10 protein-coding genes are annotated in these 13,179 nt (G+C 60.2%); 3 read left to right on the forward strand and 7 right to left on the reverse strand.

Annotation, left to right across the window (positions count from 1 at the left end; translation table 11 throughout):
• Window positions 1–24: 24 nt before the first annotated feature.
• Window positions 25–1,617, reverse strand: coding sequence for a maltose/glucose-specific PTS transporter subunit IIBC (gene malX / locus ACLEXF_RS02605; protein ID WP_004204102.1), 1,593 nt, complete (start codon window positions 1,615–1,617; stop codon window positions 25–27).
• Between the two features lie 173 nt (window positions 1,618–1,790).
• On the opposite strand from malX, the gene ACLEXF_RS02610 reads away from it, so the two are divergent.
• Entirely contained in the window at window positions 1,791–2,819 is a 1,029-nt protein-coding gene (locus tag ACLEXF_RS02610) for a Mal regulon transcriptional regulator MalI (protein ID WP_032455951.1), read from the forward strand.
• A gap of 39 nt (window positions 2,820–2,858) precedes the next feature.
• On the opposite strand, the gene ACLEXF_RS02615 is transcribed toward ACLEXF_RS02610, so the two are convergent.
• A complete protein-coding gene (locus tag ACLEXF_RS02615; RefSeq protein ID WP_032455952.1) occupies window positions 2,859–4,418 on the reverse strand; it encodes a YdgA family protein in 1,560 nt (519 codons plus the stop codon).
• An 86-nt stretch (window positions 4,419–4,504) separates the two neighbouring features.
• Complete coding sequence (gene manA, locus ACLEXF_RS02620) at window positions 4,505–5,683, reverse strand: mannose-6-phosphate isomerase (protein ID WP_048294709.1); 1,179 nt, start codon at window positions 5,681–5,683, stop codon at window positions 4,505–4,507.
• A 200-nt stretch (window positions 5,684–5,883) separates the two neighbouring features.
• On the opposite strand from manA, the gene fumA reads away from it, so the two are divergent.
• Both fumA and fumC read left to right on the forward strand, forming a co-directional pair.
• The gene (fumA, locus tag ACLEXF_RS02625; protein ID WP_023318141.1) at window positions 5,884–7,530 is read left to right on the forward strand and encodes a class I fumarate hydratase FumA; all 1,647 of its coding nucleotides are present in this window, start codon (window positions 5,884–5,886) and stop codon (window positions 7,528–7,530) included.
• A 338-nt stretch (window positions 7,531–7,868) separates the two neighbouring features.
• Window positions 7,869–9,269, forward strand: coding sequence for a class II fumarate hydratase (gene fumC, locus ACLEXF_RS02630; RefSeq protein ID WP_004887066.1), 1,401 nt, complete (start codon window positions 7,869–7,871; stop codon window positions 9,267–9,269).
• Here the strand turns inward: fumC and tus are convergent.
• The 4 genes from tus to rstA form a co-directional block, all read right to left on the reverse strand.
• Window positions 9,259–10,191 carry a DNA replication terminus site-binding protein gene (tus, locus tag ACLEXF_RS02635; protein WP_064150122.1) on the reverse strand — a complete coding sequence of 311 codons (933 nt, stop codon included), beginning with the start codon at window positions 10,189–10,191 and terminating at the stop codon, window positions 9,259–9,261. The two genes, fumC and tus, sit on opposite strands and share 11 nt — an antisense overlap.
• 75 nt (window positions 10,192–10,266) lie before the next feature.
• Window positions 10,267–11,568, reverse strand: a complete 1,302-nt coding sequence (gene rstB, locus ACLEXF_RS02640) for a two-component system sensor histidine kinase RstB (protein WP_017898701.1) — start codon at window positions 11,566–11,568, stop codon at window positions 10,267–10,269.
• A 263-nt stretch (window positions 11,569–11,831) separates the two neighbouring features.
• Window positions 11,832–12,194, reverse strand: a complete 363-nt coding sequence (locus ACLEXF_RS02645; RefSeq protein WP_004887058.1) for a hypothetical protein — start codon at window positions 12,192–12,194, stop codon at window positions 11,832–11,834.
• A gap of 232 nt (window positions 12,195–12,426) precedes the next feature.
• On the reverse strand, window positions 12,427–13,143 hold the full coding sequence (gene rstA, locus ACLEXF_RS02650; protein WP_004887056.1) for a two-component system response regulator RstA: 717 nt from the start codon (window positions 13,141–13,143) through the stop codon (window positions 12,427–12,429).
• Between the last annotated feature and the right edge of the window lie 36 nt (window positions 13,144–13,179).

The following is a 13,179-nucleotide window of genomic DNA, read 5'->3' on the forward strand; positions in this document are numbered from 1 at the left end:
CGTGCCGGAAGGGGACCGGTGGGATCAGGCCTGAACGGTATTCATCAGCGTGGCCATTTCATCTTTTACCGACTGCACCTGCGGGCCAATCACCACCTGCAGATTATGCTGGTTGAGCTGAACCACCCCGATGGCGCGGTGGGCTTTCAGCGCGGCAGCGTCCACTTTGCTCATATCTTGTACCGACAGACGCAGACGGGTAATGCAGTTATCCAGCGAGACAATGTTGTCGGCGCCGCCGAGGGCCGCCAGAATCGCCGGCACGTTATACCCGGATTTACCAATGGTGCCAGCGACCGCTTTCTCCACGCTGGCGGCGGTGTCGATATCGCGGCCCGGCGTTTTCAGATTGAAGCGGGTGATGGCGAAGCGGAAGATGGCATAGTAGGCCGCAAACCAGATTGCCGCCACCACCGGCACCAGATACCACTTGGTCGCCAGACCATGCAGGATGCCAAACACCACGAAGTCGATAATATTGCCGTCGGTGTTGCCGATGGTGACGCCGAGCACCGCCATGATGGTAAAGCCGAGACCGGTCAGCAGGGCGTGGATGACATACAGGACCGGCGCCACGAACAGGAACAGGAACTCCAGCGGCTCGGTGGTGCCGCCCACCACGCAGGCGATCACCCCGGAGATCAGCAGGCCTTTAATTTTATGCCGGTTTTCCGGACGGGCGCAGTGGTACATCGCCAGCGCGGCGCCCGGCAGACCGCCGAGGAAGGCTGGCATCTTACCCTGCGACAGGAAGCGGGTGGCGCTTTCGGCGAAGCCGTGGGTGGTCGGGCAGCTCAGCTGCGCCTGGAAGATGGTCAGCGCGCCGCTGACGCTGTGGCCGCAGACGTCGAGGGTGCCGCCGGCTTCCGTGAAGCGGATCAGCGCCACCAGGATGTGGTGCAGGCCAAACGGCAGCAGCAGTCGCTCGCCGGTGCCGAAGATCATCGGCCCAAAATCGCCGGCGCTATTGATCATCTTCCCGAGGGCGTTGATCCCCATGGCGAAGACCGGCCACACCAGCGGGATCGCCAGCCCGACCAGACCCAGCACCACAGTGGTGACGATCGGCACGAAGCGGGTGCCGCCGAAGAAGGCCAGGGCGTCCGGCAGGCGAATGTTGTGAAAGCGCTCATGCAGCAGCCAGACGATAATCCCGGCGATAACCGCCCCGAGGATCCCGGTATCGATCGATGGAATACCGATGATGTTCTGGATATTGTTGGCCTTAAGGATCGCGGCGTCGGTGGTGGGCAGAATGCCTTTCGCCGTCAGCCAGAAGTTGACCGCCAGGTTCATGACCGCGTAGCCGACAAAACCGGCGAAGGCGGCGACGCCTTTGTTCTCCCGCGCCAGCCCCAACGGGATGGCGATACAGAACATCACCGGCAGGAAGCTGAAGGCAAAGGAGCCGACTTTGCTCATCCAGATAAAGATGGCCTGCAGCAGCGGCATATCCAGCCACGGCAGCAGGGTCAAAACATCGTGACTGCTTAACGAGCTGCCGATCCCCAGCATGATCCCGCAAAACGAGAGCAACGCCACGGGCAGCATAAAGGTTTTTCCCAGCTGCTGGAAAAATTCCCACAAGGTGATTTTTGGTGCGGTTTTCGCCGTCATAGCACGGTTCCTGATTCTCAAGTGGTCGGGAAGAACTAACGCCACGGCAAGATAAAACGTTTTACCACTTTTTAGTGCGATAAAAATCACATATTCAAGCGATAATAAGGTTTATAAAGATCGCACAATGATAAAACGTTTTATCGACAGGCAAGGGAGTCAGCCAGCAGGTTATGGCAATCGCAAAAAAGATCACCATCAATGATGTAGCGCTGGCCGCCGGCGTCTCCGTGAGCACCGTTTCGCTGGTGCTGAGCGGCAAAGGGCGCATCTCCAGCGCCACCGGCGAGCGGGTTAATCAGGCCATCGAGCAGCTGGGATTTGTGCGCAACCGTCAGGCCGCCTCGCTGCGCGGCGGACAGAGCGGGGTGATTGGCCTTATCGTCAGCGATCTCTCTAAACCGTTCTATGCCGAGTTAACCGCCGGCCTCACCGATGCCCTGGAGAGGCAGGGGAAAATGGTGTTTCTCACCCAGGGGGGACGCAGCGGCGAGAAGATGGCACAGCGGTTTGATACGCTGGCGGCGCAGGGGGTGGACGGGGTGATCATCGCCGGGGCCATCGACCGGGGCAGCGAGCTGCGCGAGCGGGCGGCGGAGGCGAGGGTGCCGCTGGTGTTCGCTTCCCGCGCCAGCTACCTCGACGATGTCGACCTGATCCGCCCGGACAACATGCAGGCGGCGCAGCTGGTGACCGAGCATCTGATCCGCCGCGGCCATCAGCGGATCGCCTGGCTTGGCGGCCAGAGCTCGTCGCTGACCCGCGCCGAGCGGGTCGGCGGCTATTGCGCCACCTTGCTGAAATACGGTCTGCCGTTTCACAGCGAATGGGTGCTGGAGTGCGAGTCGAGCCAGAAGCAGGCGGCGGAGGCGATGACCGCGCTGCTGGGGCAAAATCCGACCATCACCGCGGTGGTGTGCTACAACAACGTGGTGGCGACCGGCGCGTGGTTCGGTCTGCTGCGGGCTGGAAGGCAGAGCGGGGAAGATGGCGTCGACAGCTACTTCGAGCAGCGGGTGGCGCTGGCGGCGTTCGCCGATGTGCCCGAGGCCGCGCTTGACGACCTGCCGCTCACCTGGGTCACTACCCCGGCGCGCGAGATGGGCAAAACGCTGGCGGAGTCGATGCTGCGGCGGCTGGAGGAGGGCGCGGGCGAGACGCGAAACCAGATCATGCCCCCGCGGCTGGTGACGAGAAAATGACGGAGACGGCGCGCGGTGGCCGTCTCCTGAGCCGATACGTTACGGCTGCGGGGCGGCGTCGTCCTGCTGAGGCGCGGCGTCATCCTGCTGCGGCTGGCCGTCCTGCGGCGCGCCGTCCGGTAGCGAAGGCGCTTCCAGACCAAACATCGCGGCAAAATCCTCCAGCGGCATTTTCTGGCCGTTCAGCGTCACCTGGCCGTTCGCGTACTGCAGGCTGCTGCTGATGGCATTATCTTCCATGGTGGTGATGCGGAACATCTGGCCCATCGCCGCCAGGCCTTTGACCTGCTGATCGGCGAGTTTGGCGGCGTCGGCTGGCTGGTAGCCTTCCAGACCGGCGATCTTAGTCATAAACTCCGTCGCCATATCCACCGGGATCACCACTTTGCCGTCAAGGGACTGCACCACGCGATCCAGGCTGTCCGCCAGCGTCTGCGGCGGAGCGGTCACCTGGGCCGGATCTTTCAGCAGAACCGAGAGGTTGAGGGTGCTTTCGCCTTTGGCATTGCGCCAGCTCAGCGGGGAGATGGTCACCGACGGATTGCCCTTAAGCAGGATCGGCAGCGCATTGAACAGGGTTTCGGTAAGCGCCTGCTGGTACAGCTCCGGGTTCTGCGCCAGCTCTGGCTTCGCCAGCAGCGCCTGAGACTGCGCGCTGTACTGCTGGCTGAACTGGTGCCACGCCTGACCGTCGACGTTATCCACTTTCAGCGTCAGTTTGCCGCTGCCCATATCCTGACCCTGCAGCTTAAGGCTGTTGACGGTGTAGTTCACCTGGCTGTTCACGCCTTTGCCGTCCTTGGTCAACGTCGAGCCGCCGTCCAGCGCCATGCCGTCAACCAGCGCCAGCTCTTTGCCTTCGACGCTGATGGCCAGCTTATCGAGGGTCATTTTTTGCTGGCCGATACGCTCGTTGAAGCTGGCCAGCTCGGTGGCGCCGTCGGTGGTCAGGTTGACGAAGCGCAGTTGCACCTTCTGGTTATATTCGTTGAGGGCATCGATCTGACCGCTGCCGGCCTGGCCCTTCAGGCTGATGTTTTTGCCGTCGCGGTCGGCGTCGAGCTGGAACTGGCCGCCGCTGAAGGTGACTTTCTCATCCCCTTTGGCGTAGTCGAGGGCATTGAGAACGATCGCCGACTGGCTGTCGCCGCTGTAGGCGATGCGCGTATCAACGGTGAAGGGGGTAGTGCCTTTGGCTATCTCGAACAATGCCTGGCTGGCGTCGTTTTTCACCAGCGTGGTGTGGACCGAAGCCATCGCCGGAGCCAGATTAAAGGTTTTTAACGAGGCCAGCGGGAAGGGGCCGTGATCGACCACCTCGTCAAGCACCACGCTCTGTCCGGCGGCCAGCCAGCCGTTAGCCTGACCGGCGATGGGCTTCACCACCAGCTGCAGATGGCTGCTGAACAGCCCGCGCTGGTAGTCCTGATAGCTCAGCTCCAGACCTGACTCCGGCGCGCTGCTGCGTAGCTGTGCGTTAGCCTGCTGCACCATATCGGCAATTCGGCCTTCCAGCTGTTTACCGGTGTACCAGGCGCCGCCTGTCCATACCACGCCCAGCGCCACGATGATTCCTGCTGCGACCAGCGATTTTTTCATAGCATTTGTCCATAAATGAAGCCAGGCGGAGAGACCGCCTGGCTGAGTTGTCATAATCAGTAAGCGCGACCTGAAAGGTCAGTCGTTTACTGGAGCTTATTGAACACGCGCGCCACGCGGCCATGGCCGCTGACCTGCACCGGCGATTCATTGGCGGCCACAAAGGCCGATTCGCCCGGCTTGAGGGTCAGGCTCAGGTCGCCTTTGCGCAGCACGGCTTCGCCGTCGACGCAGAAAACGATCGCCGCGCTCGCCTGGGCCAGATCGCTGGCCTCGGTGGAGAGATCGTGCAGCGAGAAGGCAAAATCTTCCACCGGGATCGGGAAGTCCAGTTCCGCGCCGTGGCGCTGCGGCTGGGTCAGCAGCTCACCCGCCGGTTTAGCCTCGAACTTAACGTTGGCCACCAGCTCAGGGATATCAATGTACTTCGGCGTCAGGCCGGCGCGGAGCACGTTATCCGAGTTGGCCATCACCTCCAGCGCTACCCCTTGCAGATAAGCGTGCGGCGTTTCGGCAAACAGGAACATCGCTTCGCCAGGATTCAGCTTCACCACGTTCAGCAGCAGTGGGGAGAAGAGGCCGCTGTCGTCGGGATAGAATTCCGCGATCAGGCGGATGGTCTGCCACGGTTCGCCCTGCTCACGGTCCAGCACCTCGCGCAGCGCCTGCAGCGCCTGGGCTTTTTCCTCGCCCTGCATATTCAGCAGGCTGGCAAACAGCTGGCTCAGGCGAGTCGCGTCCGGCTGCTGCAGGAAGGCGCCGATCGCCGGGTGTGCGTTGGCCACCGGCTGCAGCAGGCTGACAATTTCGCTGAACTCGCGAAAAGCGTTCATCGCCAGGAACGGGGTCAGGGCGAAAACCAGCTCCGGCTTGTGGTTCGGATCTTTGTAGTTACGTTCGGCGGCGGAGAGGGGGATGCCGGCGGCGTTCTCGCGGGCGAAACCCTCTTCGGAGGCCTGCTTGTTAGGATGGACCTGAATGGAGAGAGGCTGCGCGGCGCACAGCACTTTAAACAGGAACGGCAGCTCACCGAAGCGTTGCGCCACTTTGTCGCCGAGCAGGGCGGCTTTATCCGCGTCAATCACCTCGCGCAGCGAACGCGGCTGGCCATCGGCCGTCAGGACCTGCGAGCTGCTCTTCGGATGCGCCCCCATCCACAGCTCTGCCATCGGCTGGTTGTCCGGGTTGGCGATGCCATACAGTTCAGTTAAGGCGGTGTGGCTTCCCCAGGCATAGTTCTGTACGGCGTTGATCAGCTTTTGCATTCTCATTCCCTGTATCAATCAAATTAAAATTATCACCCTATTAAACCAGCAAACGCTGGAGAAGCAACTGCTGAAAGAAAAAGTCGTCCCTGTCTCAGTTTTTGTTAAAAAATTGTGTAAGATTGATCGACTCGCTTTTCTACAGGCACATGGAGTCCCTGCCTGAAACATAATCAGCCAAAGCAGTAAGTGAGAGTACAATGTCGAATAAACCGTTTGTTTACCAGGATCCTTTTCCCCTCAAAAAGGATGACACCGAGTATTATCTCCTCAGCAGTGATTACGTCTCCGTCGCCGAATTTGCCGGCCAGGAAGTGCTAAAAGTTGACCCTCAGGCGCTGACCCTTCTGGCGCAACATGCCTTCCACGACGCCTCCTTTATGCTTCGCCCGGCGCATCAGCAGCAGGTGGCGGATATCCTGAACGACCCGGAAGCCAGCGAAAACGACAAATACGTCGCCCTGCAGTTCCTGCGCAACTCCGATATCGCCGCCAAAGGCATTCTGCCCACCTGTCAGGACACCGGCACCGCGATCATCATGGGTAAAAAAGGCCAGCGCGTCTGGACCGGCGGAGGCGATGAGGCCGCCCTGGCGCAGGGGGTGTACAACACCTATATCCAGGACAACCTGCGCTATTCGCAGAACGCCCCGCTGGATATGTATAAAGAGGTTAACACCGGCACCAACCTGCCGGCGCAGATTGACCTCTATGCTACCGATGGCGATGAGTATAAATTCCTCTGCATCGCCAAGGGCGGCGGCTCGGCTAACAAAACCTATCTGTACCAGGAAACCAAAGCGCTGATCACCCCGGCGAAGCTGAAAAACTATCTGGTCGAGAAGATGCGCACCCTGGGGACCGCCGCTTGTCCGCCGTACCATATCGCCTTTGTCATCGGCGGGACTTCGGCGGAAGCGACGCTGAAAACCGTCAAGCTGGCCTCCACCAAATACTACGATGGCCTGCCGACCGAAGGTAACGAACATGGGCAGGCTTTCCGCGACGTGCAACTGGAGCAAGAACTGCTGCTGGAAGCGCAGAACCTCGGCCTCGGCGCGCAGTTCGGCGGCAAATATTTCGCCCACGATATCCGCGTGATCCGTCTGCCGCGTCACGGCGCTTCCTGCCCGGTAGGGATGGGCGTCTCCTGTTCCGCCGACCGCAACATCAAAGCCAAAATCAACCGCGACGGCATCTGGATTGAGAAGCTGGAGAGCAATCCGGGGAAATATATCCCTGAGCATCTGCGCCAGGCTGGGGAAGGCGAAGCGGTGAAAGTGAATCTTAACCAGCCGATGAGCGAGATCCTGGCGCTGCTGTCGCAGTACCCGGTGTCCACGCGTCTGTCGCTGAGCGGCACTATTATCGTGGCCCGCGATATCGCCCACGCCAAGCTGAAAGAGCTTATTGATAATGGCGAAGCCCTGCCGCAGTACGTCAAAGATCACCCGATCTACTACGCCGGCCCGGCCAAGACGCCGGACGGTTACGCCTCCGGCTCCCTCGGCCCGACTACCGCAGGGCGCATGGACTCTTACGTCGATCTGCTGCAGTCGCACGGCGCGAGCAAGATCATGCTGGCGAAAGGCAACCGCAGCCAGCAGGTCACCGACGCCTGCCACAAGCACGGCGGCTTCTACCTCGGCAGCATCGGCGGCCCGGCGGCGGTACTGGCTCAGCAGAGCATCCGCAGCCTTGAGTGCGTGGCGTATCCGGAACTGGGGATGGAGGCTATCTGGAAAATCGACGTGGAAGACTTCCCGGCGTTTATTCTCGTCGATGATAAAGGCAACGACTTCTTCCAGCAAATCCAGACGTCGCAGTGCGCCCGCTGCGTGAAGTAAACCTGGCCGCCCTTCGGGGCGGCTATGGCCGATGACAAACCGGTTTTCGTTATTGTGATCGCCTTTCTGCCGGGTGGCGGCTTCCGCCTTACCCGGCCTACGAAAAACAGCAATATTAAACAGTTAGGCAATTCTCTGTAGGCCCGTGCAAGCGCAGCGCCGCCGGGCAATCCCGACGATTGCATTTTGTCAGCGGTCTGGGCCGCCCTTCGGGGCGGTTTTTTTATGCCGCTCCGCGGCACGAACCACCAAAACAACTTTTCAATCTGGCCAATACTTACTCTTTTAAGCAGGTGAGCTTTGTCGCTATGACGCACTTTTCATCCAAGGAGAAAGTAATGACAACGCATCGCAGTGAAAAAGACTCGATGGGCGCCATCGACGTCCCGGCCGATAAACTCTGGGGCGCCCAGACCCAGCGTTCTCTGGAGCATTTCCGCATCTCGACCGAAAAAATGCCCGGGGAACTGATATATGCCCTCGCGCTGACCAAGCGGGCGGCGGCGAAGGTCAATCAGGATCTTGGCCTGCTGACGCCGGAGAAAGCCGGGGCGATCGTCGCCGCCGCTGACGAAGTGCTGGCCGGAAAACACCCCCAGGAGTTTCCGCTGGCTATCTGGCAGACCGGTTCCGGCACCCAGAGCAATATGAATATGAACGAGGTGCTGGCCAACCGCGCCAGTGAACTGCTCGGCGGTGAGCGGGGGATGGCGCGAAAAATCCACCCCAATGACGATGTCAATAAAAGCCAAAGCTCGAATGATGTGTTCCCCACCGCCATGCACGTCGCGGCGCTGATTGCCCTGCGGGAAAAATTGCTCCCGCCGCTGCAGGCGCTGCGGGCCACGCTCAACGAAAAAGCGGTGGCCTTCAGGGATATCGTTAAGATCGGTCGCACCCATCTGCAGGACGCCACGCCGCTCACCTTAGGCCAGGAAATCTCCGGTTGGGTGGCGATGCTGGACCATAACCTGAAGCATCTTGACGCCAGCCAGCCGCATCTCGCCGAGCTGGCGCTGGGCGGGACGGCGGTGGGTACCGGGCTGAATACCCATCCGGAATATGCCGTGCGGGTGGCGGCCGAACTGGCCTCGCTCAGCGGACAGCCGTTTGTCACCGCGCCGAACAAATTCGAAGCGCTGGCCACCGTCGATGCCCTGGTCCATGCCCACGGCGCGCTGAAAGGTCTGGCGGCCTCGCTGATGAAAATCGCTAACGATGTCCGCTGGCTGGCCTCCGGGCCGCGCTGCGGGATAGGGGAAATCGCCATCCCGGAAAACGAGCCCGGGTCATCGATTATGCCCGGCAAGGTCAACCCGACGCAGTGCGAAGCCCTGACCATGGTCTGCTGCCAGGTGATGGGTAACGACGTGGCAGTGAATATCGGCGGCGCCTCGGGTAACTTCGAGCTCAACGTCTATCGGCCGATGGTCATTCACAACTTCCTGCAGTCGGTGCGTCTGCTGGCGGACGGCATGGCGAGCTTTAACGAGCACTGTGCGGTGGGGATTGAGCCGAATCGCGAGCGGATCAACCAGCTGCTCAACGAGTCGCTGATGCTGGTGACCGCGCTGAATACCCATATCGGCTATGATAAAGCGGCGGAGATCGCCAAAAAAGCGCACCATGAGGGGCTGACCCTGAAGGCCTCGGCGCTGGCGCTGGGCTACCTGACGGAAGCCGAATTCGACAGCTGGGTGCGCCCGGAGCTGATGGTCGGCAGCCTGGCTACTCGCTAGCCAGCCAGAGGTGCAGGCGAGGGATCAGTAATCTCAGCGACTGCGCCTCCGGTTTGTAGCGGTATTGCACGTTGTCGGCATCGTAGTTGAGCAATTTGCCAATATCCGGCACGCTGACCCCCTGGCTGCCGGATATCAGGGCGATCAGCGGGCTGGGGCAGGCGTACTGCACCTGTTTCTGCTCGCTGGCATACCAGACGCGGGCAATCGGCTGCACTTTCACCGGCCGTTTAATTTTCAGCCGCGCCCGCTGCGGCAGGGCGGCGATATCCTGATACTCCCTCTCCAGTTTGCTCTGCCACTGCTCGCGGGTCCAGGGCGGCACCGCCCGCGGCGATTGCAGGCTTTTCTCCAGCATCATCAACACCTGGTCGCGGGTCAGGTTTTTGATCACGTGCTTATTGGCCCAACCGAAGCGGATAGTGCTCGGGTCGAGAAGGGGCGTTAGCGTGCGATAGGCGCTGAGGGTAATTAATCCAGGCAGATGGCGATGCACCCACTCAAAGCGGGCGGTGGGGGGCAGGCCAGAGTCGACGGTGACGATTTTCTCGAAGGTGGCCTTAAGGGTGTTGATCTGCTGAATGCGCGCCAGCAGCGCCTGCTGTTCCGCGGCGGTGACCTGCAGGCAGATAGCACCCGGCAGGCGGACGGCGGCTTTGCTGCTGCGGGTTTCCGATTGCTGCTGGATAAACAGATGGCCATAGTGTCGCAGGGCGAGATCCAGCGCCGCCTCGCCGGTGTGCTGGACGACAGTAATGTTCGCCAGCGGGTCATGCTCGGCATCTTTACTGATTGCCGGCAGCTCAAACACCCGGCCCGCCAGCAGTCGACAGGTCGTTAACGCCTGGCGCAGCGCCTGCAGCTCCAGCTCGATCTGGCGAAAGGTATCATTCAGACGTTCAACGAGGTCGTAGCTGGCCATCGCATTCACCTTAGTTACAACATACTATTCGATTTTTACAGCATACCCAGTCCGCGGCCGCTGTGCAACTTTTATTCAGGCAGAGGTAAAATCGGGCAACTGATGATAGACCGGCCAGCTAAAGCAGAAGCGGGCGCCGCCGAGAGGACTGGCCTCGCAGCGAACCTCGCCTCCCATCGCCTGGGCGATACTGTGGACGATGGCCAGGCCGAGGCCGCAGCCTCCGGTCGCCCGATCGCGGCTGGGGTCAAGACGAACAAAAGGCTCGAACACCCGCTCGCGCTCCTCGGGGGCAATGCCCGGGCCGTCATCATCGACCTGCAACGACGCGCGGGAACCCTGCAGGGTCAGGCTGACCGCCACCCGCTGACTGCTGTAGCGCAGGGCGTTATTCACCAGATTATCCAGCACCCGCTCCATCAACCGCATATCCAGCGCGCCATAGTTGCCGCGGGTCAGCGTCGCCAGGCCGACCTCGCGCTGCGGGTTGACCATCTGGATATCCTCGACGTGGTCGCTGATCCAGGCGGGAAAATCGGGGGTGGTCAGGCTGAGCTCCGTCTGCGGGCGGTCGAGACGGGCGTAGGTCAGGAGCTCTTCAATGAGCGCCTCCAGTTGGCCGATATCACGGTTCAGCGCCTGCGATTCCGCCTCGGTGAGGTTTTCGCTCATCTCCAGACGGTAGCGCAGGCGCACCAGAGGCGTCCTGAGCTCATGGGCGATGCCGTCAATCAGCTGCTTTTTGCTGGCAATGAGGGCGTTAATGTTGTCGGCCATCTGGTTAAAGGCCACCCCGAGCCGCTCAAAGCTGGACATGCTGTCAAAATGAATACGCTCGCTGAGGTGGCCTTCGCCAAAGCGCTGGGCGGCGGTCTCAATGCGCAGCATGTCCTGCCAGTGCGGACGCATCCAGATAAACACCGGGAAGGCCAGCGAGATAGCGATAAACGCCATCAGCGCCACGTCCAGCAGGCGCATTTCATGCAGAAAATAGAGATAGGGTACCGGGCCCACGGATAACACATAGTGGCTGCGGGGGATGCGCTGGATAAAGGTGTACTGGTCGTCGAGCGCAACAATATCCCCAGCGCGCAGGTGCTGCATCGAGCTTTCCGACAATTTAAATTTGCTCATCGGCTCGATGTGCAGGTCGAACGACAGATTAAGGTCCAGCTCTTTAAGCGTCTTGCTCCAGTCGCGAGGCGGAATTTCCCGCAGCTCGCTGCGCATCAGATACAGTGAGCTTTTCATCAGATCGTCAAGCGACTGCCTTCCGGCGCGTTCAGCGGTAAATTTATAGACCAGGCCCACCAGCATGGTCATCACCAGAAAGCAGACGAAGAGCAGAAGATAGAACTGCACGAACAGCTTTTTCATTACATTACCGCATATTCAAAAAGAGAAACCTGCCGGCGCCCCGGACCATCTGCAGGGCAGGGCGAAAACGTCACGGATTTACCGGGGCGAGCCGAAGCCCGCGCGGGCATAACCGATACGCTATCAAAGCAGGGTTTATGCCCCCTGACAATAGCCAGCCGGGGGGAGCGACGTCGTTAAAAATGTGACAGTGTCACTCATTGCGGGCTTACGTCTGCATGAGGCCAGGATTGTGGCCAGCGTATTCTGCGCGCCGCTGGGCGCTACTCGCGATAGTAGGGTATATCCACCGGATAGAGGGTGGCCAGGCTCAGCAGCCGACAGCGCACCAGCTGTTCTGCTTCGGCATACCAGTAAGCAAATTCGCCGGTGGTCTGGTGGTAAATCATCTGATCAAGATTAGCAAACGGGATCACCAGCAGCGGCCCCTGGCGCACGTATCCGCCGCCGGTTTCGAAATGGTGATCTCCCCAGGATTGCTGGGTATGTTGATAGCGGTGAAGAAGCACCTTAATCTGCCCGCGCTGTGGACAGAGGAGCCGGATATCGGCGTTGTCGAGAGAAAAAGCCCAGCCAGAGAGTGACGTGAAGAGAGTAAGTGCCAAAAGTACAACGTATTTCATCATGCAAAAGTCCTGTGTTTTCAGGCTTTATGCCACTCTGACAACGCTAAGTCCTTGAGCACAATCATATTGAGGGGTTATGTGATGGGCTTCTGTACGGCGAAACATATTGATTTACTCAATATGACAAATGGGCGGCGGTCAGCCAGCGCGAAGGTGGCGAAAAAATGCGATGCGCTTGCCGCCGGGGAACAGGCGGTGAAACGGGCCCCTTTCAGGGCCGCAGACTGACCGCTCAGTTATCCCAGGCGTGGGGGGCGAAGAGGTAGCCTTTGTTGCGTACCGTCTTAATCCGGTAGGGTTCGGTGGCGTTGTCGAGCAGTTTTTTGCGCAGGCGCGAGATAGCGACGTCAACGCTGCGATCCATCCCGTCGTAGGTGACGCCGCGTAAATTTTTCAGCAAGGCGTCGCGGTCCATAATCTGCCCGGCGTGGGTGGCCAGTTCCCACAGCAGGTCGAAATCGGCGGTGGACAGGGCGATGCTTTCTCCGCCGAGCAGCACCTGGCGGTTGACCGGGTCAATGGTCAGTGAGCCAAAGGAGATGGTCTTGTGCGGGGTCAGCGTCGAAGGCGCGCCTGTACCCGCCGGGGCGATATGCTGGCGCAAATGCAGACGCAGTCGCGCCAGCAGCACCGCCGGCGGTGTGGTCTTCAGGATATAATCGCTGGCACCCATCTCCAGGGAGAGGATATGGTTCATATCGCTGTCGAGCGAGGTCAGCAGAACAATCGGCCCTTGCCATTGCCCACGCAGATCGCGACAGAGGGTCATTCCGTCCTTGCCGGGCAGCATAATGTCCAGCAGCACGAGGTCCGGTTTCTCCCGCGCGATCACTTCCTCTGCGCGGTCGCCGCGAGGCTCGACCACCACCTCCATATCATGCTTGCCGAGATAGGCGGCGATCAGCGCTCCTACCTCAGGATCATCCTCAACAAAAACGATTTTATTCATGTCTATTGCACATCAGTAAAAGAAGTAACATACACC

Source organism: Klebsiella pneumoniae complex sp. WS1778 (genome assembly GCF_049472055.1).
GTDB classification, from domain to species: Bacteria; Pseudomonadota; Gammaproteobacteria; order Enterobacterales; family Enterobacteriaceae; genus Klebsiella; species Klebsiella quasipneumoniae.